A 25,594-nucleotide genomic window follows, 5' to 3' on the forward strand; every position below is an offset into this window, starting at 1 on the left:
ATAATATTAATACACCTCTATAGCATTTTCAACAGGTTCATTTAAAACTACCTTAATAGCTACAATAGCTACTTCTAATTGCTGAAGGTCAGGTTCTTTAGTTGTTATTCTTTGAAGAGCCATTCCAGGTGCAGCAATTAATTTAACCAACCAGTTATCCAAATGATTACTAGTGTACCTTTGAAGTTCATAAGATATCCCTGCTATTAGAGGCATAAAAAGAACTCTTAAAATAACTTTAGTAAAAAGTTTTGTTACAAAACTAGTTGGAGGAGGTAATATAAAATCAAGACCAGTAAAAACAATAATTGCAATAAACATAACAATTAACAAGAAACTAGTACCACATCTAGGATGTAGTGTTGTAAATTTCTTTGCATTTTCAGGAGTTAACTCTAAATGCTTCTCATATGCATAAATTGATTTATGCTCAGCACCATGATATTGAAAAACTCTTTGAATATCTTTTGAAAAAGATATCAAAAATATATATAACACAAAGAATGAAAGTCTTAAACCAGCTTCTAAAAGATTACTGTGAATTTTGTTATCTCTAAATAAAAAACTACTTATAACAGAGGGAAGAACAATAAAAAGACCAATTCCCAAAGCTAAAGAAACAATGGTAGTCATAACAGCCTCTTTTTGAGATAATTGCTCCTCTTCTACTTCAGCTTGATTAGCTGAAAAAGTTAGTTCTTTAACTCCTAATACTAAAGAGTCAAATAGAGTTATTGCACCTCTGATAAAAGGGATAGTAGAAAGTTTATTTCTACTTTTCGATATTTTTGTTTTTTTATAAACTATATCACCATTGGGTTTTCTAACAGCTGTAGCAAGAAGATCTGCATTTCTCATCATAACTCCCTCTATAACTGCTTGTCCACCTACACTTGAAAATTTTTCTTTACTCATTGTCACCATCCATAAATTTAATTAGATTGTATTTTTGTCATAAGGTTTTCCAGAAGCACTTGGTGCAACTGCTTTTCCAACTACTCCAGCAAGAGCTAGAAGAGTTAGTAAGTATGGAATCATTTGAATGAACTGTGGAGGAATAAATGTCACATATTGTTGAATAATAGTTTGAGCTGCATCTGCAAATCCAAATAGTAAACTAGCAAAAAGAACACCTTTAGGTTTCCATTTTCCAAAAACAAGAGCAGCAAGAGCAATAAATCCTCTTCCAGCTGACATATCTTTTGAAAATTGACTAAGAGCTCCAATAGCTAAATATGTTCCACCAAGACCAGCAAAAACACCAGACATAACAACACCGAAATATCTAACCTTAGCAACACTAATACCAACAGTATCAGCAGCTAAAGGATACTCTCCAACGGCTCTCATTCTAAGACCAGTAACTGTTTTATATAAAAAGTAACCAGACCAAATAGCTAATCCGTAAATAATATAAATTAATAAAGAGAAGTTAAATAGTAACGGAATTCTAGTTGCAGATGGACTATTAGATGCTTGTTCAAATAGAACTCTTAACATAAAAATAGTGAATCCAGATGCAAAAAGGTTGATAGCAACTCCTGATACAGTTTGATTACCTCTATACTTAATACTTATTATAGCATGAACTAGAGCAATTAATCCACCTGATATAGCACCAGCTAAAATTCCAAGAGCCCAACTTCCTGTATAATAAGAAACAACAGCCGAAGAGAAAGCACCAATAAGCATCATTCCCTCAAGACCAATATTAACAACTCCACAAACTTCAGAAAACATTCCACCAATAGCTGTTATAAGAATTGGAGCAGCTTGTCTGATTGTAGCTAAAATTAAACTTATAATAATACTTACCATTATTCAGCTCCTCCTTTTGAACCTTTTTCTAACCAAGATCTAATCATATTTTCAGCAGCAATTAATAAAATAATAATAGCTTGAATCATTATAACCATTTGACTTGGAATATTTGTGTTAAATTGCATAGCTCTACCACCAACTCTAAGAGCGGCAAATAAAATAGCAGCTAACAAAGCACCTATAGGAGTATTTTTTCCAAGAAGAGCAACTGCGATTCCATCAAATCCATAAGTAGCAGTAAGACCAGTTTTATAAGCATATTGACCAACACCACCAAGAACTCTTTCAACACCACCAAGACCAGCAAGGAATCCTGATATACCAAGAGTTAAGATGATTATTTTTTTAACATTTATTCCATTATTTTCAGCAGCAGTAGGATTAAAACCAACAGCTTTTATATGGTATCCTAAAATTGTTTTTTCTAAAATAAACCAAACTAAAAATACAGCTACTAAGGCAAGAATAAACCCGTAGTTTAAAGGAACTCTAACATCTAATAATTTTCCTAGTCTTGCAGCTTCAGCAACTGCAGGAGTTTGAGGATTAATTCCAGGAGCTTTCAGTGGATAATTTAAGCAATACTGTTCAAAGCTAACTGCAATATAGTTAAGCATAATTGTAGATATAACCTCATGAACTCCAAGTTCAGCTTTTAACCAACCAGCAATTGTAGCCCAAAGAAAACCAGCTAATCCACCAATTAATAATATAACAAAAACATTGCTTATAAAAATATTAGCAACAAAACCACCAAGAGCAGCAGCAGTAAGTCCTGCCATAGTCATCTGCCCTTGAGCACCAATGTTAAACATTCCACCTTTAAATGCAACTAGAACTGCAAGTCCAGTAAAGATAAGTGGAGTTGCTTCTAAAAGAGTTCTTGCAATGGGAGTAAGTCCATCAAAGGCTCCAGTAAATAAGTAATAATAAGCTTTTATAGGATTTTCACCCATATACAGAATAATACCTGCACCAATTAATAAAGCTAATAAAACTGCTATAATAGGAACAAGAATATTTAAAACCTTTTTGTTTTTAATCAAGTTTACCACCCGCCATAAGTATTCCAATTTTTTCTTCGTTTGCTTCTTCTCTAGAAAGAATTCCCGTTATCTTTCCAGCACACATAACTGCTATTTTATCTGAAAGATTTAGAATTTCAGATAATTCAGAGGAAACAACCATAATGGCTTTTCCTTTTACCTTTTCATTTAATATCAATTTATGAATTGATTCGATGGCACCAATATCAACACCTCTAGTTGGCTGACCAGCAATAATAAGATTATTATTTTTCTTTTCAAGTTCTCTAGCAACTATAATCTTTTGTTGGTTTCCACCAGAAAGTCTACCAAATTCAGTGTCAACACTTCTAGGTCTAACATCATATTTTTCCATAAACATTTCAGCATCTTTTCTTAATTTAGAAAAGTTTAAAAGTCCAAATCTAGAATATTCATCTCTTTCAAGACCAAGGGCAAAATTTTCCATAACACTAAATTGTGATACAGCAGCTCTTTTATGTCTATCTTCAGGAATGTGAGCTAATCCTAGTTTTGATATTTTTCTAGGTGTTTTCTTTTTTAAGATAATATTATCAAGAATCATTTCCCCAGAGCAAATCTCTTTAAGTCCAGTCAGAGCTTCAACAAGTTCAGTTTGCCCACTTCCTTCAACTCCAGCAATTCCTAAAACCTCTCCCTTTCTTATTTCAAAAGAGGCATTACTAACTTTTATTACATTGTGATGATCTTTAACACTGACATTTTTTATAGAAAGAACAACTTCACCGATTTCAACCTCAGGTCTTTCTGTAGTAAAAAGTACAGCTCTTCCAACCATGGCATTTGCAATTTTCTCTTTGGTAGCTTCTTTAGTAGGGAAGTTTGCAATATCTTTACCTCTTCTAATAACTGTAATATTATCCGAAATATCTAAAACTTCTTGAAGTTTATGTGAGATAAAGATAATAGTTTTTCCTTCAGCAATAAGGTTATCCATAATCTTGTAAAGTTCTTTAATCTCCTGCGGAGTTAAAACAGCAGTTGGTTCATCAAATACTAATAAATTTGCTCCTTTAAAAAGTATTTTTAAAATTTCTACTCTTTGTTGCATACCAATAGATAAGTCTGATACTAATGCATCAGGATTAATAGAAAGTCCATATTTTTTAGAAACATCGATGACATCTTGTCTAGCTTGGTTGATGTCTAAAGATAAGCCTTTTTTAGGTTCAACACCTAAAATCATATTTTCAGCAACAGTTAAAGTGGGAACCAACATAAAATGTTGATAAACCATACCAATTCCTAATTCAGCAGCTTTACTAGGTGAATCTATTTGCACTTCTTCTCCATGATAAGATATTTTACCAGAAGTAGGAGTATAAAGACCGTTTAACATTTTCATAAGTGTTGATTTTCCTGCTCCATTTTCACCAACAATAGCGTGTTTTTCACCTTTTAAGATTTTTAAAGTAATATCGTCGTTTGCGATAACTTTTCCATCTAAGAAAGTTTTTCTGATGTGTTGCATTTCTAAGATATAATTATTCACTTAGAATCCTCCCTAAATTTATTCAAGGTTAATTTAAAAAATAACCTTATAAAATTATATTATGTTACATTAAAGTAGTCAACTTTTTTATTCTTCTCGTTTAATTATAACAAATGTAATGTCGTCATTCTGTTCGCAACCGTTTTGAAATTTGTTAATTTCAGACAATAAATTTTGTTTTATCTCTTTTGAAGAAAGATGAGAACTTTCAAGTAAAATATTTTTAAGTCTTTCTATTCCAAATAGTTCTTTATTTTGATTTTCAGCTTCACTAATTCCATCAGTATAATAGATAACAATATCTCCAACATTAAGATGAAATTTATCTTGTTTATAGCTATAGTCATCTAAGAATCCAATTGCCACTCCTTTAACAGAGTGAGTTTCAATCTCTTTAGTAAGACTATTATATACAACTAAAGGATTATGACCAGCGTTTGAATATGTAATAGTTTTAGTATTATAGTCATATTTACTATGCATCATTGTAATGAACATATCTTCTGTAATATCAGGATAAATAAGTTTATTAAGTTTTCGTACATTACAAGAAGGCTGTTCACCTTGAAGCTCTAAAGTTTTTAAAACTGATCTTCCTAAGGCCATAAGGAAAGCCGCAGGAACCCCTTTTCCGCTTACGTCTGCGATAGTGATACTAAAAGTATTGTTATCTAAAAGAGAGTAATCGTAGTAATCTCCTCCAATCTCTTTAGCTGGTTCAAAAAATGTAGCCACATCAAGTCCTAAAACTTTTTTTATTTTTTTGGGAATAATTCTTTTTTGAATTCTTGATGCCACTTCAAGTTCTTGAGACATTCTCTCTTTAATAACTAAATCAGAGTATATTTGAGCATTATTAATAGCTATAGCAACTTGAATAGTCAAAGCTGAGATAGTTTCTTCATCACTTTTAATAAGTTTTGATTTATCTTCGATTATAAAAATAACTCCAAGTTCCTTTCCTTTTACTGTAAGTGGAGAAGCGATTATTTTTTCATCTGGCGTAATAGAAAATCCTTTTAACATTTCGTTATATATTTTCTTATAATCTTTTCGTGTGAATTGAGATAAAACCTCTTCAGGATAGCTTAACTCTCCTCTAAAGTGAATCTCTCCTTTAATTCTTTTGTTGATTAATTTCCCGTCTTCCCACAGGTAAAGTGAGATTCTTTTAGCTCCAGTTAGAACAAAGTAAGCATCTAAAATAGTAGAGATAATTTTATCTAATTCCATTATAGATAAAACAGTTCTTGAAAGTGAGTTGATATTAGATAAACTAGCAACTCTTTGTTCTAGAACTTGATTACTATACTCAAGCTGTTTAGATTTAGTTAAAAGGGATTCGTAGGTAACTTCAAGTTCTTTTTTGTATTCTCTAAGTTCTTCAATAGAGTTATCTAACTCTAAATCTTGCTTTGTAATAGCTGTAGTAGCTCTTTCATAGTCATTTTTTAAATCTTCAGATATCTCATTTAAAAACTCTTTGCTGACAAAACTTTTTAAAATTTTACTTGTTTCTTCAAAGTTTTTTTTCTCTTGTTTTTTTAGAATCAAGAAGAATATAAAAAATAAAATAATAAAAGAAAAATATGTAATCAATTAATTCTCCTCCCAAGTAGAGAATTTTTTTTCTAAATTTTCATTAGTTGAATTTTTTCTCCATTCTTTTCTTTTCCATTTTAAAATTCTAGATACTCCAGTAGAATCTCTAGAGATATTTTTTAGTTCATCTAAAGATTTTGGAGTTACAATATTAGCTGTAAAATTATAATCTTCAGTTGAATAGATATTTTTTCCATTTCCAACAAAAATAATTAAATTATTAGAAAGAACTTTGAATCCAGAGTTCTCAGTCGACTTCTCAAAAATAACAGGGTTATTAGGGAAGTTATTCAAGTTGATATCATTAGTTGATAAGTATATAGGGGCATTAGTTACATCACTATGTATAGAGTAAATAAAATTCTTTTTAATTTTATTTAAATTATCAATTAAAGATTTTCTATTTAATAAGATACTTTCCATAAGAAGACTTTTATCAAGTTCAGTATATAAAAATTCTGAGTTATACATATATTCATTATCAGTAAGTTGTAGTAATAAGTAATATTGCTTGTTTAAAAGTTTCTGTAAATTACCAGCATTTTCAGGTGTTGCAACAGTAATTTTATTTAAATAATTAATATCGTCATTTGTAAGGTCCTCAACAATTTTCATACCTAAAATCTCTTTATCAAACCATCCAGTATTTAAAAGAGAGGAAAAATCTTGATCCATTTCATTTGAAATAAGAAGATTAATTCCATTTGCTTGAACATCATTTAAATTAGATAAATTTGAATTTAAAGTTTTGTAAAAAGAGATTTTATCGCTATAAGTTTGAGGATAATTTAAGGAAACAATTGTGAAGTTATATTTTCCTTGAGGAACAGAATTTTGAAATACAATGTTTTGGCTTTGATCTTTTCTACTAGAGAATTGAGAACAACCTACAAGAGTAATTAAAGAAAAAAGTAAAATAATTTTTTTCATAATATTAAATCATCTCCTTTATTTTTAAGGCTAGGTGTCTTGGAATTATTTCTTCAAGTTCACCTAAAGTAGCATTTTTTATTTGTTTAACAGATCCAAAAGTTTTTAAGAGAAGTTCTTTTCTCTTAGGGCCAACTCCAGGGATATTATCTAGTTCACTAGAGATAACTCTTTTGTTTCTAAGTAGTCTATGGTAAGTAACCCCAAATCTGTGAGCTTCATCTCGAACTCTTTGTAAAATTTTTAAGGCTTCATCACTTTTGGAAAATAGGTATGGAGTATTTTGTGTGTACTTATATATCTCCTCCTCTTTTTTTGCAATGCTCAGAAGTTCCGATATTCCATCTTTGCCAATTCCTTTTAAAATTTCACCAACAGCATTAATTTGCCCAAGTCCACCATCAATTAAAATAATATCAGGAAATTCATCAATAGGGAGTTTACTGTATCTTCTTTCAATAACCTCTCTCATCATTTGGAAATCATCAGGAGTATCTTTAGTTGTAATTTTGAATTTTCTATAAAACTTTTTAGCTTTACGTCCTTCTACAGAGACACTCATTGAAGCCACAGCATCCTTGCCTTGAATATTAGAAATATCAAAACATTCAATTTTAAATGGAAATCTTTTTAACTTTAATTTTATATAAAGATCATTTAATCCTTTTTCAACAATGGATTTTTTATTGTAGAAGTTATCAGTATCTTTTTTTAAATTAAGTAATCCCATATCTAACAACTCTTTTCTTCTAGATTTAATTTTAGGAAAGAAAAAAGAGAGTTTTTTACTAAAAATATTTTGAAATAAATAATCAATCTTATCTTGAAAATTTTCTAAATTTTCTTGAAAAATAATATTTTTAGGAATAGGGAATTTAGAGTAATAAATCATAAGAATCTCTTCTAAAATATCATCATAAAATTTATGTTCTAAATTGATCACATGGAAGTTTTTACCTAGAATTTTTCCATCTCGAATATTTAAAACACATAAAAAAATCTTATTATCCTCTAGATTAAATGTAAAGATATCTTCGTCAATAGAGTTATTAGCATCACTTATTTGAGTTTGAATATTTGTCTCAATCTCTTTTTTCTGTTCTCTAAGAAAAATAGCTTTTTCAAATTCCATGTTTTCGGCAGCTAGAGTCATTTGAGTTTGAAGCTTTTCTAGAATAGCTTTAGTATTTCCCTTTAAAATCTCTTTTATATCTTTTATATTCTCTTGATATTGAGAAATAATAGATTTATTAACACAGGGACCACTACAAAGTTTCATATAAAATTTCAAGCAAGGTCGAGGATAAATTTTTTCCATATCTCTGTTGCAATCTCTAATTTGATAAAATTTTGAAAGAGTTTTTTTTAAGTTCCATGCACCATAAGGGTATGGTCCAAAATAATCACCTAAGTTAAGATTCAATTTTTTAGTAGTTCTAACAATAGATATTTTAGGAAAACTTTCATTTGTGATTAATAAATAGGGATAAGTTTTTTCATCTTTTAAACTAATATTGTATTTTGGAGAATATTTTTTTATCAGATTGTTTTCTAAAATTAGAGCGTCGATTTCTGTGTTACAGATTATAAAGTCTAAGTCATCAATATGTTTGACAAGTTCCTTTGTTTTTTCATCTTGGTGCTCTCTATTGAAATAAGAAGAAACCCTTTTAGATAAGTTTTTAGCTTTACCAACATATATAATTTTAGAATTATTTTTCATCAAGTAAACTCCAGGGTTATCTGGAATCTCTTTATTAAAAATAGTTATCATATCATCTTACCAATTTCCTCTCTCATTTTCTCTATGAATAGAAAAAATGTTAACTTCACTAATATTTTTTAAATCTTTTTCAAGTTTTCTAACAAATGAAACAGATCTATGTTTTCCACCACTACAACCAATTCCTATTGTTAAGTGTCTTTTTTCATCCTTTATATAACCTGGAATTAAAAAAGTTATTAAATCTAAGATTTTGTCATAAAGAATTCTTGAAGTTTCAAAACTCATAACATAATCATAAACCTCATCATTTAAACCTGTTTGTTCTCTTAACTCATCTAAGTAATATGGATTTGGAAGAGTTCTGACATCAAAAATCATATCAGCATCAATAGGAACTCCATGTTTAAAGCCAAATGATTGTAAATGAATATTTAAAAGAATATTTTTAGAAAAAGATGTTACAGCGACTTCAATTTTTCTAGAAAGTTCTTTAGCACTTAAAAAGCTAGTATCTATAATAAGATTAGCTTTATCTTTAATATCCTCCATAAGAAAGATTTCATCCTCAATACTTTGTAAAAGTGTTTCTTTTGTCAAAGGATGTTTTCTTCGAGTTAAATTGTATCTATTTAAAATAGATTGTGTAGATGCTTCTAAAAAGATTATTTTATAATCGATATTTAAATTATCAATTTCGTTAAAAAAAGTATTGAAATCATTCTCATTGATAATTGTTCTAATATCTAAACCTAAAGCAATTCGTTTTACACCATTATCCTTAGTAGAATTTTTTAAGTCTTTTAAAATTACTCCTGCAAATCGAAATGGAATATTGTCCATTGTAAAAAAACCTAAATCTTCTAAAGTTTTTAAACCAGTGGACTTTCCAGAGCCGCTAAGTCCAGTTAAAATGATTAGCTCCATGATATATTTCCTCCAAATATGTTTTACTTTATTATACAATAATAAAGATTAAAATTATATAAAAAAATAAAAAATGGATAGGGATTGATCCTATCCAAAATAGTGCAATTTAGAGTAAACTAATTTTTGTGATACTATCTCTAATCAGATTTAAATCAACAAATCTAAACTCTTCTAATGAGATTTCATTTTGAGTTTCTTTAGGCGTAAAATTAACTTTTTTAATAATATCTAAAACACCAACAATTATTTTAATTGAGTGAGTATTATCCTCGATTTGTTTATCTGTTATTAAAATTGATTTAAAAGGATTATCTAGATTTTCTAAATTATATAAAATAGGATCACTTAATAATCTATGTCCTTCTAAACATTTTTGTTCGATAAAATTTAGAACCTTTTCAATATTATATCCCTCTAAATAAACTACATTATCTGTTTCTTTGAAAAAATTGAAAACTTTATTATTATTGGTAACGATTTTATAATCCATAAAAAACCTCCCGTTTTATGTGTATGATTTTTCAGTAGTAATATTACAACGTAAACCATAATATATCAAGAGTAAAAAAATAAAAATTGACAACTTTTTAAAATTAGTATATACTCTTTCTCAGAGCAAAAAAGAGGAGGATGGAATATGGTTTTTAAAAATGGCACAAAAATTAAGAAAAAAAATAAAAATTATTTGTCGTTTTTAAATTTATTTATTTCATTCATTAATAATTTATTTATGTTTTTAAATTTATTGGTTTTTAATTTTAATATTTATATAGACAAGGAATATGATTTTCATATTCCTTTTTTTATGCAAAAAATTTAGGAGGTTTAAATGAAGGGGAAGTTAATTCTTGAAAACGGAATGAGTTTTGATGGAAAAATTTTTGGAGAATTAGGGGAAAGCGTTGGAGAACTTGTATTTAATACAGGAATGACAGGGTACCAAGAGTTACTTACGGATCCATCATATTATGGTCAAATCGTTGTAATGACCTATCCAATGGTTGGAAACTATGGAATAAATTTAGAGGACATGGAGTCTAGTGGAATAAAGTTAAAAGGATTTATTATTAAAGAGGACGCAAAACTTCCAAATAACTTTAGATGTGAAATGACGTTAGAAGGATTCTTAAGACAATATAATGTAGTTGGATTTAAGGGTGTAGATACAAGACATCTAACTAAAATAATTAGAGAGCAAGGGGCAATGAAGGCTTTAATAACTTCAAAAGATTTAACTCAAAAAGAGATAGATGAGCATTTTGCAAAATTTAATAATAGCGATGCTGTAGAAAAAGTTAGTACAAAAGAGATTTATGAAATTCCTGGACCTGGAAAGAGAATAGGGGTAATAGATTTTGGTGTTAAGAGAAATATATTAAGATCATTTGAAAAAAGAGGAGTTCATCAGATTATATTTCCTTGGAATGTGACTGCAGAGGAGTTACTGTCACATAATCTAGATGCAGTGTTCTTATCAAATGGACCAGGAGATCCTGCAGAGTTGACGGGGGTTATAAACGAAATAAAAAAATTAGTTGGAAAATTACCTATTGTTGGAATATGTTTAGGGCATCAACTGCTAGCTTGGGCCTTAGGTGGAACAACAACAAAATTAAAGTATGGACATAGAGGATGTAATCATCCAGTTAAAGATTTAGAAAAAAATAGAATATTTATAACATCACAAAATCATGGTTATGTTGTAGATAAAGTACCTGAATCAATGAAAGTAACACATATAAATTTAAATGACAACTCTATCGAAGGGATGAGAAGTGAAGAGTATAGAATTTTATGTGTACAATATCACCCAGAAGCATGGCCAGGACCAGCTGATTCAGAATATCTGTTTGATGATTTTTTAAAAGTAATAGAGGGTTAATTTTTGAGGCTATTTAAGTAGATTTTGTAGGAGGCGTATAATGTTAGATAAATCGATAAAAAAGACACTGGTAATAGGATCGGGGCCAATTATAATAGGGCAAGCAGCAGAGTTTGATTATTCAGGAACTCAAGCATGTGAAACGTTAAAAAAAGAGGGAGTAGAAGTTGTATTAATAAACTCTAATCCAGCAACAATAATGACAGATAAAGCAGTTGCAGATAGAATATATATAGAGCCAATTACAGCGGAGTTTGTTGAAAAAGTAATTGCAAAAGAAAGACCAGATTCTATATTAGCTGGAATGGGTGGACAAACAGCTCTAAACATGGCAGTTGAATTAAACGATAAAGGAATACTTGAAAAGTATAACGTAAGAGTTATAGGAACATCTATTGAATCTATAAAAAGAGGAGAAGATAGAGAGTTATTTAGAGAGGCTATGGATAAAATAGGAGAGCCTACAATAGAGAGTAAAATAGTTGAAACTTTAGATGCTGGATTTAAAGTTGCAAAAGAGATTGGATATCCAGTTGTTGTAAGACCAGCTTATACTTTAGGAGGAACAGGAGGGGGAATTGCAGATAACCCTCAGGAGTTAGAGGATATTTTATTAAAAGGATTAAAGTTATCAAGAGTTGGGCAAGTACTAATTGAAAAATCAATCTTAGGGTGGAAAGAGGTTGAGTATGAGGTAATTAGAGATAAAGATGGAAACTGTATAACTGTTTGTAACATGGAGAACATAGATCCAGTTGGTATTCATACAGGAGATTCTATAGTTGTAGCACCATCTCAAACACTTTCAGATAGAGAATATCAAATGCTAAGAACATCAGCATTGAAAATAATAAATGAGATAGGAGTAGTTGGAGGTTGTAACGTTCAGTTTGCTCTTCATCCAAAATCATTTGAGTATGCAATTATTGAGATAAACCCAAGAGTTTCAAGATCATCTGCACTAGCTTCAAAAGCTACTGGATATCCAATAGCAAGAGTTGCAACGAGATTGTCTTTAGGATACACACTAGATGAAGTTATAAATGAAGTAACTGGAAAAACTTTTGCATGTTTTGAACCAGCACTAGACTATATAGTAGTAAAAATTCCAAAGTGGCCATTTGATAAATTTAAGAAAGCTAATAAAAGATTAGGTACAAAAATGATGGCAACTGGAGAGGTTATGGCTATTGGAAATAACTTTGAAGCTGCATTCCTAAAAGGATTAAGATCATTGGAGATTGGAACATATAACTTGGAGCATCCAGTAGTGAAAAAAATGACGATGGAAGAGTTAAAAGAGATTGTTGTAAGACCTGATGATGAAAGAATCTTCGTTGTTGCTGAAATGCTAAGAAGAGGTTATGTAAAAGAAAAATTACAGAAATTAACAGGAATAGATAAGTTCTTTATGGAAAAATTAGAGTGGCTTGTAAAGCAAGAAGAGTTGATGAAAAAAATGGAGCTTAAGGATTTAAATGAAAAATTCTTAAGAAATGCTAAGAAAAAAGGGTTCTCAGATAAAGGGATAGCTCAGTTATTGAGTGTAACAGAACAAGATATTGCTAGAAAAAGAAGAGATTATGGAATAAAACCAGTTTATAAAATGGTTGATACATGTGCAGGAGAGTTTGCTGCAGATTCATCATATTTCTATTCAACATATGATCAGTTTGATGAGGTTGATGTAACAGATAAAAAGAAAGTCATAGTAATAGGATCTGGTCCAATAAGAATAGGACAAGGAATAGAGTTTGACTACTGTACAGTTCATTCAATAAAAACTTTAAGAAATATGGGGATAGAAAGTATTATTATAAATAACAATCCAGAAACAGTATCTACAGACTTCTCAACTGCAGATAGACTTTACTTTGAACCATTGGTAACAGAGGATGTTATGAATATCATTGATAAGGAAAAGCCAGCAGGAGTAATCATTCAATTTGGTGGTCAAACAGCAATAAAATTAGCTAATGACTTAAGAGATAGAGGAGTTACAATACTTGGAACTTCAGCAGAGATGGTTGATGCTGCAGAAGATAGAGAAAAGTTTGAAGATATAATGGAAAAATTAGATGTAAAAAGACCAAAAGGTAAGGCAGTATGGGATATTGAGCTTGGAAAGAAAATAGCTGCAGAAGTACAATATCCAGTTTTAGTAAGACCATCATATGTATTAGGTGGACAAGGGATGGAGATTTGTCACGATGAGTATAATCTTGTAAACTACTTAAAAGCTTCATTTGAAAGAGATCCTGAAAATCCAGTTTTAATAGATAAATATTTAAATGGAATTGAAGTGGAAGTGGATGCAATATGTGATGGTGAAGACATTTTAATACCAGGAGTTATGGAACATTTAGAAAGAGCTGGAATACACTCAGGAGATTCAATAACAATATATCCTCCACAAAATTTATATGAGGGTACAGAAAAGAAAATTGAAGAGATTACAAGAAAGATTGCAAAAGAGCTAAAAATAAAAGGTATGATGAACATTCAGTTCATAGCATATGAAAATGAACTATATGTAATTGAAGTAAATCCAAGATCATCAAGAACAGTACCTTATATAGCAAAAATATCTGGAGTTCCAGTAATTGATATAGCGACAAAAGTAATAATGGGAGAAAAGCTTCAAAACTTAGGATTTGGAACAGGTATTTATAAAAAACCATCTGTAGTTGCAGTTAAAGTTCCAGTATTTTCAACAGAGAAATTATCAGGAGTTGAAGTTTCATTAGGACCTGAAATGAAATCTACAGGAGAAGTTTTAGGAGTTGGACACACAGCAGATGAAGCGATATTTAAAGGTCTTTTAGGTGGAGGAAGAGTTCAGAACGTAAGAAATAGAAAGGTTCTTTTAACAATAAGAGATAAGGATAAAGATGAATTTTTACCAGTTGCAAAATCATTGAAAAATTTAGGTTGTCAATTGTTTGCAACAGAGGGAACTCAAAAGTATTTAGCAGAAAAGGGGATTGAAGCAACAGCTGTAAGAAAAATAAATGAAGAATCACCAAATATTTTAGATCTATTAAAAAATAGAGAAGTGGATTTATTGGTAAATACTCCAACTAAAGCGAATGATGCTCAAAGAGATGGATTTAAAATAAGAAGAACAGCTATTGAATATGGAGTAGAGGTATTAACTTCAATAGATACTTTAAATGCAATAATAAAAGTTCAAGAGTTAAATGTTGATAAGATGGACTTAGATGTGTTTGATATTGCACAAATATAAAAAAAGTTGACAAACATAAAAAAAGAGTATAAACTTTATTAAGTAATATAAAGATATAGATATACTCAAAGGGAGTAGTCAAAAGTATAGTGTCAACATCTCGATTTGAAAAAATCTGGTACTATACGCCTAAAAAGGTGACAAGACTTTTAGTGTAGGTTTTAACCTACACTGAAAGTCTTTTTTATTTTTGAAAAATGAAAATATCTATTAAGTCGGTAAATAATTAAAAGTATAAAATTATATGGAGGGAAATCTATGAAGGATTTTTATTCGAAAAGTAAAGAGGAGTTGTTAGGATATTTTGACACTTCTGAATCGGGATTGAAAAAAGAGGATTTAGAAAAACTAAAGGAGGAGTATGGAGAAAATGTATTAAACAGCAAAGAAAAGAAAACTGCAATAGCAATTTTTTTAGAGCAATTTAAAGATTTTTTAGTAATAATTTTATTGGTTGCAGCAGCAATTTCATTTATTTCTGGAAATAAAGAAAGTACAGTAGTAATTTTAGCAGTAATTATAATGAACTCAATTTTGGGTACTGTTCAACATTTAAAAGCTGAGAAATCATTGGAGAGTTTAAAAAAGATGTCTTCTCCTAAAGCTAAAGTCATAAGAGATGGTCAAAAGCAAGAGATAAACTCATCAGAATTACTTCCAGGGGATATAGTTTTAATAGAAGCTGGAGATGTTGTACCCAGTGATGGTAGAGTTTTAGAAACTCACTCTTTGATGGTAAATGAGAGTTCATTGACAGGAGAGTCTGAAAGTGTGGAAAAAATATCTCAAACTATAGATACAACAGGTCTAACAGTGGGAGATCAAAAAAATATGGTTTTTTCAGGAAGTTTAGTAACTTATGGAAGAGCAAAGATTTTAGTGACAACGATAGGTATGAAAACAGAGTTAGGAAAAATTGCATCGTTGTTGGATGAAACTGAAGATGCAATGACACCATTACAAAAATCATTGGAGAAATTTGGAAAAAAATTATCAATTGCTATAATAGTTTTATGTATAGTTGTATTTTTTATGAGTGTAGCTAGAGGAATAAATATACTGGATTCATTAATGTTTGCTGTAGCTTTAGCGGTAGCTGCAATTCCAGAAGCTTTAGGATCTATAGTAACAATAGTTTTAGCAATTGGTACTCAAAAGATGGCCAAAGAGAACGCTATTATAAAAAAGCTTCATTCAGTAGAATCTTTGGGGTGTGTTTCTGTAATTTGTTCCGATAAAACGGGAACGTTAACACAAAATAAGATGACAGTTCAACATCTTTATGTAGATGGTAAGGTAGTAGAATCTGAAAAAATTGATTTAAACTCAAAAATTGAGATTGGACTTTTAAGAAGTGCTATATTATGTAGTGATGCGGTAAATAATAGTGGGCAAGAGATTGGTGATCCAACTGAAATAGCTTTAGTGAATGTAGGACATAAATACAATTTAGCAGAAGTTGAAATTAGAAATAAATATTCTAGACTAAAAGAGCTGCCATTTGATTCAGATAGAAAAATGATGAGTACTTTAAATGAGATTGAAGGAAAAAACTACTTAATAACTAAAGGTGCTCCAGATGTTGTTGTAGAAAAAGCTAAATATATACTAAGAGAAGATGGAAATATTGAGAAAATATCAGAATCAGATATAGAAAGTATTAAAAAAGCAAATATAAATTTTGCAGAACATGGTTTAAGAGTTTTAGCTTTTGCAATGAAAGAGATGGATACACTAAGAGAGCTAGAATTTTCAGATGAAGATAGTTTTATTTTTATAGGATTAATTAGTATGATTGACCCTCCAAGAGAAGAATCTAAAGAAGCAGTAAAAAATTGTATAAGAGCTGGAATAAAACCAGTTATGATAACAGGGGATTATAAAGTTACAGCTAAGGCTATTGCCAAAGAGATAGGTATATACAAAGATGGGGATGAAACTTTAAATGGTGTTGAAATTGAAAAAATGAGTGATGAAGAGCTTATGAAGCATGTGGAAAGGATATCTGTTTACGCAAGAGTTTCCCCAGAGCATAAAATTAGAATTGTTTCAGCATGGCAAAAATTAGGAAAAATTTGTGCTATGACAGGAGATGGAGTAAATGATGCTCCTGCACTTAAGAAGGCAGATGTAGGAATAGCTATGGGGATAACAGGAACAGAAGTTTCAAAAGATGCGGCATCAATGATACTTACTGATGATAATTTTTCTACAATAATAAAGTCGGTTGTAACAGGTAGAAATTTATATGCCAATATAAAAAATTCAATAAGATTTTTATTATCTGGAAATACAGCTGGAATTTTAGCGGTATTTTACGCTTCTTTAATGGGATTGCCTGTAATATTTGCACCAGTGCATCTTTTATTTATAAATCTATTGACAGATAGTTTACCAGCAATTGCTATAGGGATGGAACCTTCTCACGGAGATGTATTAGATGAAAAACCAAGAGAAGCTAATGCTCCACTACTAGATAGAAAATTATCGGGAAGAATTTTAATGGAAGGGATGTTAATTGCAATTGTAACAATGGTTGCATTTTATTTAGGATACTCCAAAGGAGATGTTGGTTTGGGAAGTACTATGGCATTTTCAACACTATGTTTAGGAAGATTGTTCCACGGATTTAATTGTAGAGGGAATGGTTCTATAATAAAATTAGGGATAACAAAAAATATGTTTAGTATATATGCATTTTTATTAGGAGCAGCATTACTATATATGGTTTTATTAGTTCCAGCATTCCATGAAATGTTTGCAGTATCTGATTTGAGTGTAATGAATTTTGGAGAAATGACAATATTAGCATTTACACCGACATTAATAATTCAAGTATTAAAATATATAAAATATGATAGATAAAAAAAGCTGCTTTAAGCAGCTTTTTTTTAATATGGATTATATAGAAAAAATAAAGTAAAAAAAAACACTCCTATTAAGAGTGTAAAGTTTCAAATGGTGCCTAGAAAAGGATTCGAACCTTCGACCGCCCGGGTATGAACCGGGTGCTCTAGCCAACTGAGCTATCTAGGCAAATGGTGGAGATAAGCGGAGTCGAACCGCTGACCTACGCAGTGCAAGTGCGTCGCTCTCCCAACTGAGCTATATCCCCAATGGTACCCCGTAGGGGAATCGAACCCCTGTTTATAGAGTGAAAATCTATTGTCCTTACCACTGAACGAACGGGGCAGGTGTACCAAATATTTTGTTGGAGCGGGAGACGAGGGTCGAACTCGCGACATTCAGCTTGGAAGGCTGACGCTCTACCAACTGAGCTACTCCCGCAATCACAAAAATATAGTATCATAATATAAAAAAAATGTCAACGCAATTTTTTAAATTTTTTTTAAAAATAAAAAGCCAAAAATTTTGGCTTTTTATTTAAAGTTTAGTGGTTTAAATTTCTTTTATAATAAAATTAGAACATTTATTGTAAGCTTCATCACTAACAGTAGCAATAACTAATGTTCCTTCAGCTTCGTAAGATTCACTTTCAATAATTGCATTTCTATGTAAGTAAGCATTAATTGAACTATCTGAGTATGGGATTAAAAGTTCTACTCTTTTCATTGTTCTAGGTAAAGAGGTTGTAATTTTATCCATTAATAAATCAATATTAATTTCATTTTTAGCACTAATTTCAATGATATCCATATGGCCATATAATTCTTTTAATTTTTCAATTTGTTCCTCAGTAGCTACATCACATTTATTTAAAGCAAGTATAGTAGGTTTATCTATTGCCCCTAATTCTGTTAAAACATTTTCAACGGATCTAATCTGTTGAACAACAGTGTCACTTGAAGCATCAACTAAATGAACAAGTAAGTCAGAGAAAATAACTTCTTCTAATGTAGATTTAAAAGCTTCAATTAAGTCATGAGGAAGTTTTCTAACAAATCCAACAGTATCTGTTAAAGCAGTAACTCTTTTATCTGGAAGGACCATAGTTCTAGTAGTAGCATCTAAAGTTGCAAAAAGCATATTTTCAGCAAAAACAGCTTCCTTTTTAACAGTATTATCACTTGGATACATTTCCACAAGAAGATTTCTAAGTGTTGACTTTCCTACATTGGTATATCCAACTAAAGAAACTCTAGGAATACCCGAGCTTTCTCTTTTAGTTCTTTGAAGAGCTCTAATTTTTTTAATTTTTTCTAACTCTTGTCTAAGAGCGAAGATTTCATCCTTAATTCTTCTTCTATCTATCTCTAACTTTTTTTCTCCAGGTCCCTTAGTTCCAATTCCTCCACCAGTTCTTGACATGACACTTCCTAAACCGATAAGTCTTTGACTTCTATACTTAAGTTGTGCTAGCTCAACCTGTATTTTAGCCTCTCTGGTTCTAGCTCTTCTAGCGAAAATTTCAAGAATAAGTATTGTTCTATCAATAACTTTACATCCAGTAACAGCTTCTAAGTTTTTAATTTGAACACCACTTAACTCTTCATCAAAAATTATTAAGTTAGCATTTTTAATTTGTCTTAGCAAAGCTAGTTCTCTAACTTTTCCACTACCAATATAGAAGATATTATCAATTCTTTTTATCTTTTGAAAAATTCTTCCAGCAACATTAACGTCACAAGCTCTAGCTAACTCTTCTAATTCATCTAAACTTTCTTCAGAATCTACACCAACAACTATAGCATATTCACTGTCATCTTCAACAACATCACTTTTTCTTAATTCAGATTCAATTTCTAAAACTTTATCTAAATAATCTGTAGATATAACTTTATCTAGAGATAAATTTTCAATCTCTTCATAAGTTAGTTCTTGATTTTCTATTTTGCAGTATCCTATATTAACACCTGTTATTTCAGTTTCTCCTACACCAATAGCTAATATAGCATCCAATTTTAATTTTAATAAAGCTGAAATATCAATCATAGAAAGTTTAGAGTATCCATTGGGATGAGTATGAATAACTTTAACTCCACTTAATTTTTTACTAGAGATTTCTAAAATAGGTAGTTCAACACTATTACTATCTCCAATAGCAACTTCTAATATTTTTCCTTTTCTATCAATTGAAACACTAATTTCACGATTTATAACTCTAGTTATATCAGTTATAAGTGCAACAATTTCAGGGCTAACAAGTCTTCCTTTTTCAACACTCATACTATAAATAGTATCTAATTCTGCTAAAATAGAATCTCTAACTCCTTCAACATTACCTTTTATCATATTTCACATCCTTGACCTTAATATAATTAAGTTTTTATATTAATTTTACTACATATATATAAAAAATACAAATTTAATGATACTTATACAAAAAATATTTGCAAATCCGAAAAAAATGTAGTATTACATATATTATTGGTTCTTTTATAAACAAAGTTAAATACTGGGAGGAGAAAAAATGAAAAAAATAGGTCTTTTACCAAAACTGATTATAGCAATTATAATTGGTATTGGAGTAGGTATGTTAGGAATGGAGGTACCTATAAGATTATTAGCAACATTTAATGGTATTTTTGGAAACTTTTTAAAATTCTCAATACCGCTTATCATAATCGGATTCGTTGCACCTGGAATTGGTGATTTGGGAACAGGAGCAGGTAAATTATTGGGAATAACAACAGCAATAGCATATATTTCAACAGTTTTATCAGGTTCAATTACATACTTTGTAAATACAGCGGTATTTAAAATGATTTTAAAAACAGGGTCAATGCTAGAAACGGCAGATAATCCAGAACATGCGTTATTATCAGGATATTTAACAATAAATATGCCTCCAATAATGGATGTAATGACAGCATTATTAATGGCTTTTATTTTGGGAATAGGAATTGCGATAGTAAAAGGACATGCAATAAAAGATGTAATGAATGAATTCCAAAAAGTTGTAGAGGGAATTATAAAAAATATAATTATTCCATTCTTACCACTACATATAGCTGGAATATTTGCAAATATGACTTATGCTGGACAAGTTGCAACAATATTAACAGTATTTTCTAAAGTATTTGCTGTAATTATTTTATTACACCTAACAATACTTTTAATACTTTACTTTATAGCAGGAGGAATGGCAGGAGCAAATCCAATTAGATTATTAAAAACAATGTTACCAGCATATTTTACTGCTATAGGAACTCAGTCATCAGCAGCTACGATACCAGTAACACTGAATCAAACAAAAGAGAATGGTGTAAATACAGGTATTGCTGAGTTTGTTGTACCTCTTTGTGCAACAATACATCTATCAGGAAGTACAATAACATTGGTAAGTTGTGCAATGGCAATAATGATGTTAAATGGAATGAGTATATCTTTTGGAACAATGTTTGGATTTATATTGATGTTAGGAGTTACAATGGTTGCTGCACCAGGAGTTCCAGGAGGAGCGGTTATGGCAGCATTAGGAATTATTGAAACAATGCTAGGATTCCCACCAACATTAACATCAATAATGATTGCTCTTTACTTAGCACAAGATAGCTTTGGAACTGCTTGTAACGTAACTGGAGATGGAGCAATAGCTATTATTGTAAATAAAATAGCAGGATTTAAACTTGAAAAAAATCCTAAAGAATTCTTTGATAACATATAGGAATATAAAAGATAAATATTAGTAAAAACAAGGGGTAAAGGAGGTGTTGGAAAAAAACACCTCTTTTTTTATTTTATGAAAATTTATTTTAATGTTAAAAACGTGTAAATTTTAAGTTAAAAAATAGTTTTTTATTTTACATTTATTAAAATACGTGTTAGAATTTACCAGATTGACTATTTAACCAAAAAATTAAAATAAAAAAGTAAAATTTAGGAGGAAAAATGTACTTAGATATCTTTTTTAAGGTTCTAGGAGGACTAGGTCTATTCTTATATGGAATGGAAAATATGTCTAAAGGAATGCAAAAAATGGCAGGAGAGAGATTGAAAAAAATTCTTGCTATGCTTACAACAAACCGTTTTATGGCAATAGGAATGGGAGTATTTGTAACAGCACTAGTTCAATCTTCATCTGTAAGTACTGTAATGACAATAGGATTTGTTAATGCATCACTATTAACATTAAAGCAAGCACTAGGAGTAATACTGGGAGCTAATATAGGAACGACAATAACTGGATGGATACTAGTTTTAAAAATAGGAAAATATGGACTTCCAATGGCCGGAGCAGCAGCTATTTCAACAATGTTCTTCACTAGTGAAAAAGCTAGAACTAGAGCAATGGCAATTATGGGATTAGGACTTATATTCTTTGGATTAGAATTAATGAGTGATGGTTTAAAACCATTAAGATCATTACCAGAGTTCGTATCACTTTTCCATGCGTTTACAGCAGATACATATTTTGGAGTATTGAAAGCAGCAGCAGTGGGAGCACTATTAACAGCAGTTGTTCAATCCTCTTCAGCAACTTTAGGTATTACAATAACATTGGCTGTACAAGGGTTAATTGACTACCCAACAGCAGTAGCACTAGTTTTAGGTGAAAATGTAGGAACAACGATAACAGCTTTATTAGCATCTTTAAATGCTACAGCAAATGCTAAAAGAGCGGCTTATGCACACACAATAATAAATATTGCTGGAGTTTTATGGGCAACAACAATATTTAGATTTTATTTAGGATTCTTAGAAAGTATATTGGACCCAGTAAATAATTTAACAGCAGCTATTGCAACAGCTCATACAATGTTTAATATACTAAACGTATGTCTATTTATACCATTTACTGGATATTTAGCTGATTTCTTATGCAAAGTAGTAAAATCAGATTCACCAGTTGCAAAAGAGAGAGTAACTCATTTAGATATTTTAATGGCAGATACACCATCAGTGGTAGTAGAACAAACACAAAAAGAAATTTTAACTATGGGTACACATATAAAAGAGATATTTATGAAGTTAGATAATGTTCTTTCAGGTAGAGAAAAGATAGATAGTCAAGTTGGAAAAATAGAGAAGTTAGAAGATACTTTAGATTTATTCCAAAAAGAGATCTCAGATGTGAACTTCCATATTTTAAATGGGACATTAGATCATGCAAATACTGAAGATACTAGAGAAAATTTACAAACTTGTGATGAATATGAAACTATAAGTGATTACTTATTAAGAATTGCTAAGACAATGAAAAAGATGCAAGATAATGGAATTGAGTTAAGTGAATACAAAAGAGCCACTTTAAATCAATTGCATGTTAATGTTGAAGATTTATTTGATGATATAAATAGAGCTTATGAATTAAGAGATAGAGATTTATTTATAGGGGCAATAAAAAAATGTAACTTTATAAAAGAAGAGTATAAAAGAGCAAGAGCAGAGCATTTAGAGCATGTTTCAGAAAATGTAATGCCAGCGATGTTAAGTACAGGGTATATGGATATTTTAAATAACTATAGAAGAATAAAGGATCACTTATACAATATAGTTGAAGTTTTTGCAAAAATAAACTAAGATAAAAGAGAGGAGAAATCCTCTCTTTATTATTTTTTAAGAGGAGAAAAGTATGAAGAACTATTATTTTGATAATTCAGCAACAAGTTCACCAAAACCAGAGGTAGTTTATAAAGCTTTAGAGGTAGGTGTGAGGGAGTATAATGCAAATCCAGGAAGAGCAGGGCATAGAAAAGCTGTAGAGGCTGGAAGAAAAATATATGAAGTGAGAGATAAAATAGCAAAGTTTTTTAATGTAAAAAATAGTTTGAATGTGGCATTTACAGCTAATGCAACAGAATCATTAAACTTTGCAATAAAAGGTGCAATTCCTCAAAATTCACATGTTATAACAACAAATTTTGAGCATAATTCTGTTTTAAGACCATTATTTTATATGCAGGATGAAAAAAATATAGAACTTACTTTTGTTAATACATACAATGAGATTGAAAAAAATATAACCTCAGAAACAAAAGCAGTTGTGATTAATCATATATCCAATGTGAATGGAACTATACAAAATATAGATGAGATAGGAAAAATATGTAAAAAGTATAATCTTTTATTTATATTAGATGCTTCACAAAGTGCAGGTTATTCATATATAGATATGGAAAAACATAATATATCTATATTATGTTTGACAGGACACAAATCACTTTTTGGAATACAAGGAGTAGGTGCAATTTGTTTGAGTGATAATGTAAAAATAGAACCTCTTTTAGAGGGAGGGACTGGAAGTTTTTCAAAACTTTCAAGACAACCAAAAGAGATGCCAGAGCTTTTAGAAGCAGGAACGATAAATACTCCTGGAGTAATAAGTTTAGGAGCTGGAATAGATTTTATAAATGAAATAGGATTGGATAAAATAAGAGCCCATGAAGAGCGATTAACTAAAAAATTTATAGAGGGATTAAAGGATATAAAAAAAATAAAAATCTATAAAAGTTTAACAGAGGAGCAAGGACCTGTTGTAAGTTTAAATATGGATGGAGTTGACAGTGGAGATTTAGCACAAATTTTAGATGAAGAGTTTGATATTTTTGTAAGACCTGGATTTCATTGTGCACCATTAGCTCATAAAGTTATTGGGACTTATGAAACAGGAACTGTAAGATTTTCTTTTGGATATTTCAATACAGATGAAGAGATTGAATTTGCCTTATCAACACTAGAAAATATTGCTTTACAAATCTAAAAAGGTATGTTATACTTTCCAAAGCGTAAAAAAATAGGGAGGATAAAAAGTGAAAAAGTTGCTAAGTATTTTTGGATTAAAAAAAGAAAAAAAGAAAAAAATACTATTTTCATTATTTTTATCTTTTAATTTTGATTTTAATATATGGAATAGAAGTTACATTAATTTGTAATTTCTATTCCTTTTTTTTTAACTAAAATTATTAAGGAGGAAAAATGAGAGATTTTATTTCAATGAAAGATTTTACAAAAGGTGATATTTTAGAGGTTTTAAGAGTAGCAAAAGAGTTAGAGAAAAAAAATGAAGAACTTTTGAAAAATAAAATAGTTGGAAGCTTATTTTTCGAACCTTCAACAAGAACGAGGTTATCATTTACATCAGCAGCTTATAGATTAGGAGCTAAAGTTTTAGGATTTGATTCACCAGACGCTACTTCTTTAAAAAAAGGTGAATCACTAAGAGATACAATAAAGATGACAGAAGCTTATTCTGACGTGATTGTTATGAGACATAATAGAGATGGTGCAGCTCGTTTTGCAGCAGATATAGCAAAAGTGCCAGTAATAAATGCTGGAGATGGAGCTAATGAGCATCCAAGTCAAACTCTTTTAGACCTATATACAATTGAAAAAGAGCTTGGAAGCATAGAAGGGAAAAAGGTAGCTTTTGTAGGAGATTTAAAATATGGGAGAACAGTTCATTCGTTAACAAAAGCTTTGGAGATGTTCAACTGTGAGTTTTACTTTATAGCCCCAGAAGTAATCCAAATACCAGAGTATATTGCAAGAGAGCTTGAGAAAAAAAATATAAAATATCATATATTAAATGAGTATGAGGATGTTTTAAAAGAGATAGATGTATTGTATATGACAAGAATTCAAAAGGAAAGATTTGATAATCAAGAGGATTATGAGAAAGTGGCTGGAGTTTATATTATAGATAAAGAAAGTATTGTAGGTAAGTGTAAAGAAAATATGATAATTTTACATCCATTACCTAGAGTAGATGAAATAAAAATAGATTTAGATGAAACAAAGCATGCTAAATATTTTGAGCAGGCAGCAAATGGGGTTCCAACAAGAGAAGCGATTTTTTCAATAGCATTAGGACTAGTAGAAACATTAAAGTATGAGATGAGAGAAAAAGATATTAAAAAATCTACTGAGATTATTTGTAATAATGAAAAGTGTATAACAAAATTTGAAGAGACAGAAAACAAGTATGTTGTAGATAAAGAACATGAATATTGCTACTACTGTAATAGAGACATAAAAAAATAAAATATTTTAAGATAGA

General features: G+C 30.1%; 18 protein-coding genes and 4 tRNA genes. 8 read left to right on the forward strand and 14 right to left on the reverse strand.

The window, feature by feature from the left end; all coding sequences use genetic code 11:
- Positions 1-6 precede the first annotated feature (6 nt).
- The 9 genes from ACRC8M_RS12800 to ACRC8M_RS12840 all read right to left on the reverse strand — a co-directional run bounded on the left by ACRC8M_RS12800 (position 7) and on the right by ACRC8M_RS12840 (position 10,055).
- Positions 7-915 (reverse strand): DUF1385 domain-containing protein, encoded by a 909-nt coding sequence (locus tag ACRC8M_RS12800; protein WP_438529489.1) that lies wholly within the window; start codon positions 913-915, stop codon positions 7-9.
- A 21-nt stretch (positions 916-936) separates the two neighbouring features.
- Positions 937-1,818 carry an ABC transporter permease gene (locus ACRC8M_RS12805; RefSeq protein WP_438529490.1) on the reverse strand — a complete coding sequence of 294 codons (882 nt, stop codon included), beginning with the start codon at positions 1,816-1,818 and terminating at the stop codon, positions 937-939.
- Entirely contained in the window at positions 1,818-2,867 is a 1,050-nt protein-coding gene (locus ACRC8M_RS12810; RefSeq protein WP_438529491.1) for an ABC transporter permease, read from the reverse strand. Before ACRC8M_RS12810 ends, ACRC8M_RS12805 begins: the two co-directional genes overlap by 1 nt.
- Complete coding sequence (locus ACRC8M_RS12815) at positions 2,860-4,380, reverse strand: ABC transporter ATP-binding protein (protein WP_438529492.1); 1,521 nt, start codon at positions 4,378-4,380, stop codon at positions 2,860-2,862. The genes ACRC8M_RS12810 and ACRC8M_RS12815 overlap by 8 nt, the downstream gene beginning before the upstream one ends.
- A gap of 87 nt (positions 4,381-4,467) precedes the next feature.
- Positions 4,468-5,979, reverse strand: a complete 1,512-nt coding sequence (locus tag ACRC8M_RS12820) for a SpoIIE family protein phosphatase (protein ID WP_438529493.1) — start codon at positions 5,977-5,979, stop codon at positions 4,468-4,470.
- On the reverse strand, positions 5,980-6,912 hold the full coding sequence (locus ACRC8M_RS12825) for a hypothetical protein (RefSeq protein ID WP_438529494.1): 933 nt from the start codon (positions 6,910-6,912) through the stop codon (positions 5,980-5,982).
- Between the two features lie 4 nt (positions 6,913-6,916).
- On the reverse strand, positions 6,917-8,686 hold the full coding sequence (gene uvrC / locus ACRC8M_RS12830; RefSeq protein WP_438529495.1) for an excinuclease ABC subunit UvrC: 1,770 nt from the start codon (positions 8,684-8,686) through the stop codon (positions 6,917-6,919).
- A 6-nt stretch (positions 8,687-8,692) separates the two neighbouring features.
- Positions 8,693-9,562 (reverse strand): RNase adapter RapZ, encoded by an 870-nt coding sequence (gene rapZ, locus ACRC8M_RS12835; protein ID WP_438529496.1) that lies wholly within the window; start codon positions 9,560-9,562, stop codon positions 8,693-8,695.
- 109 nt (positions 9,563-9,671) lie between these two features.
- Positions 9,672-10,055: a GrdX family protein gene (locus ACRC8M_RS12840; protein WP_438529497.1), complete on the reverse strand. Its 384-nt coding sequence runs from the start codon at positions 10,053-10,055 to the stop codon at positions 9,672-9,674.
- A 147-nt stretch (positions 10,056-10,202) separates the two neighbouring features.
- Between ACRC8M_RS12840 and ACRC8M_RS12845 the strand changes: the two genes are divergently transcribed.
- From ACRC8M_RS12845 to ACRC8M_RS12860, 4 genes are all read left to right on the forward strand, one after another.
- Positions 10,203-10,385, forward strand: a complete 183-nt coding sequence (locus tag ACRC8M_RS12845; RefSeq protein WP_438529498.1) for a hypothetical protein — start codon at positions 10,203-10,205, stop codon at positions 10,383-10,385.
- A gap of 9 nt (positions 10,386-10,394) precedes the next feature.
- Positions 10,395-11,447: a glutamine-hydrolyzing carbamoyl-phosphate synthase small subunit gene (carA, locus tag ACRC8M_RS12850; protein WP_438529499.1), complete on the forward strand. Its 1,053-nt coding sequence runs from the start codon at positions 10,395-10,397 to the stop codon at positions 11,445-11,447.
- Between the two features lie 40 nt (positions 11,448-11,487).
- Positions 11,488-14,694: a carbamoyl-phosphate synthase large subunit gene (gene carB / locus ACRC8M_RS12855; RefSeq protein WP_438529500.1), complete on the forward strand. Its 3,207-nt coding sequence runs from the start codon at positions 11,488-11,490 to the stop codon at positions 14,692-14,694.
- A 258-nt stretch (positions 14,695-14,952) separates the two neighbouring features.
- Positions 14,953-17,559, forward strand: a complete 2,607-nt coding sequence (locus ACRC8M_RS12860) for a cation-translocating P-type ATPase (RefSeq protein ID WP_438529501.1) — start codon at positions 14,953-14,955, stop codon at positions 17,557-17,559.
- A 94-nt stretch (positions 17,560-17,653) separates the two neighbouring features.
- Here ACRC8M_RS12860 and ACRC8M_RS12865 read toward each other — a convergent pair.
- The 5 genes from ACRC8M_RS12865 to hflX form a co-directional block, all read right to left on the reverse strand.
- Positions 17,654-17,730, reverse strand: a tRNA-Met gene (locus ACRC8M_RS12865).
- Positions 17,731-17,733: 3 nt separating this feature from the next.
- A tRNA-Ala gene (locus tag ACRC8M_RS12870) sits at positions 17,734-17,809 on the reverse strand.
- Positions 17,810-17,811: 2 nt separating this feature from the next.
- A tRNA-Glu gene (locus tag ACRC8M_RS12875) sits at positions 17,812-17,886 on the reverse strand.
- Positions 17,887-17,906: 20 nt separating this feature from the next.
- A tRNA-Gly gene (locus tag ACRC8M_RS12880) sits at positions 17,907-17,982 on the reverse strand.
- Positions 17,983-18,093: 111 nt separating this feature from the next.
- A complete protein-coding gene (hflX, locus tag ACRC8M_RS12885; RefSeq protein ID WP_438529502.1) occupies positions 18,094-19,887 on the reverse strand; it encodes a GTPase HflX in 1,794 nt (597 codons plus the stop codon).
- A 178-nt stretch (positions 19,888-20,065) separates the two neighbouring features.
- On the opposite strand from hflX, the gene ACRC8M_RS12890 reads away from it, so the two are divergent.
- From ACRC8M_RS12890 to pyrB, 4 genes are all read left to right on the forward strand, one after another.
- Positions 20,066-21,262 carry a dicarboxylate/amino acid:cation symporter gene (locus tag ACRC8M_RS12890; RefSeq protein WP_438529503.1) on the forward strand — a complete coding sequence of 399 codons (1,197 nt, stop codon included), beginning with the start codon at positions 20,066-20,068 and terminating at the stop codon, positions 21,260-21,262.
- Between the two features lie 224 nt (positions 21,263-21,486).
- Complete coding sequence (locus ACRC8M_RS12895) at positions 21,487-23,118, forward strand: Na/Pi cotransporter family protein (RefSeq protein ID WP_438529504.1); 1,632 nt, start codon at positions 21,487-21,489, stop codon at positions 23,116-23,118.
- A gap of 52 nt (positions 23,119-23,170) precedes the next feature.
- Entirely contained in the window at positions 23,171-24,298 is a 1,128-nt protein-coding gene (locus ACRC8M_RS12900; RefSeq protein WP_438529505.1) for an aminotransferase class V-fold PLP-dependent enzyme, read from the forward strand.
- A gap of 215 nt (positions 24,299-24,513) precedes the next feature.
- Positions 24,514-25,578, forward strand: a complete 1,065-nt coding sequence (gene pyrB, locus ACRC8M_RS12905; protein WP_438529506.1) for an aspartate carbamoyltransferase — start codon at positions 24,514-24,516, stop codon at positions 25,576-25,578.
- Positions 25,579-25,594 lie beyond the last annotated feature (16 nt).

This window comes from Cetobacterium sp. (assembly GCF_051653945.1).
Classification (GTDB): domain Bacteria; phylum Fusobacteriota; class Fusobacteriia; order Fusobacteriales; family Fusobacteriaceae; genus Cetobacterium_A.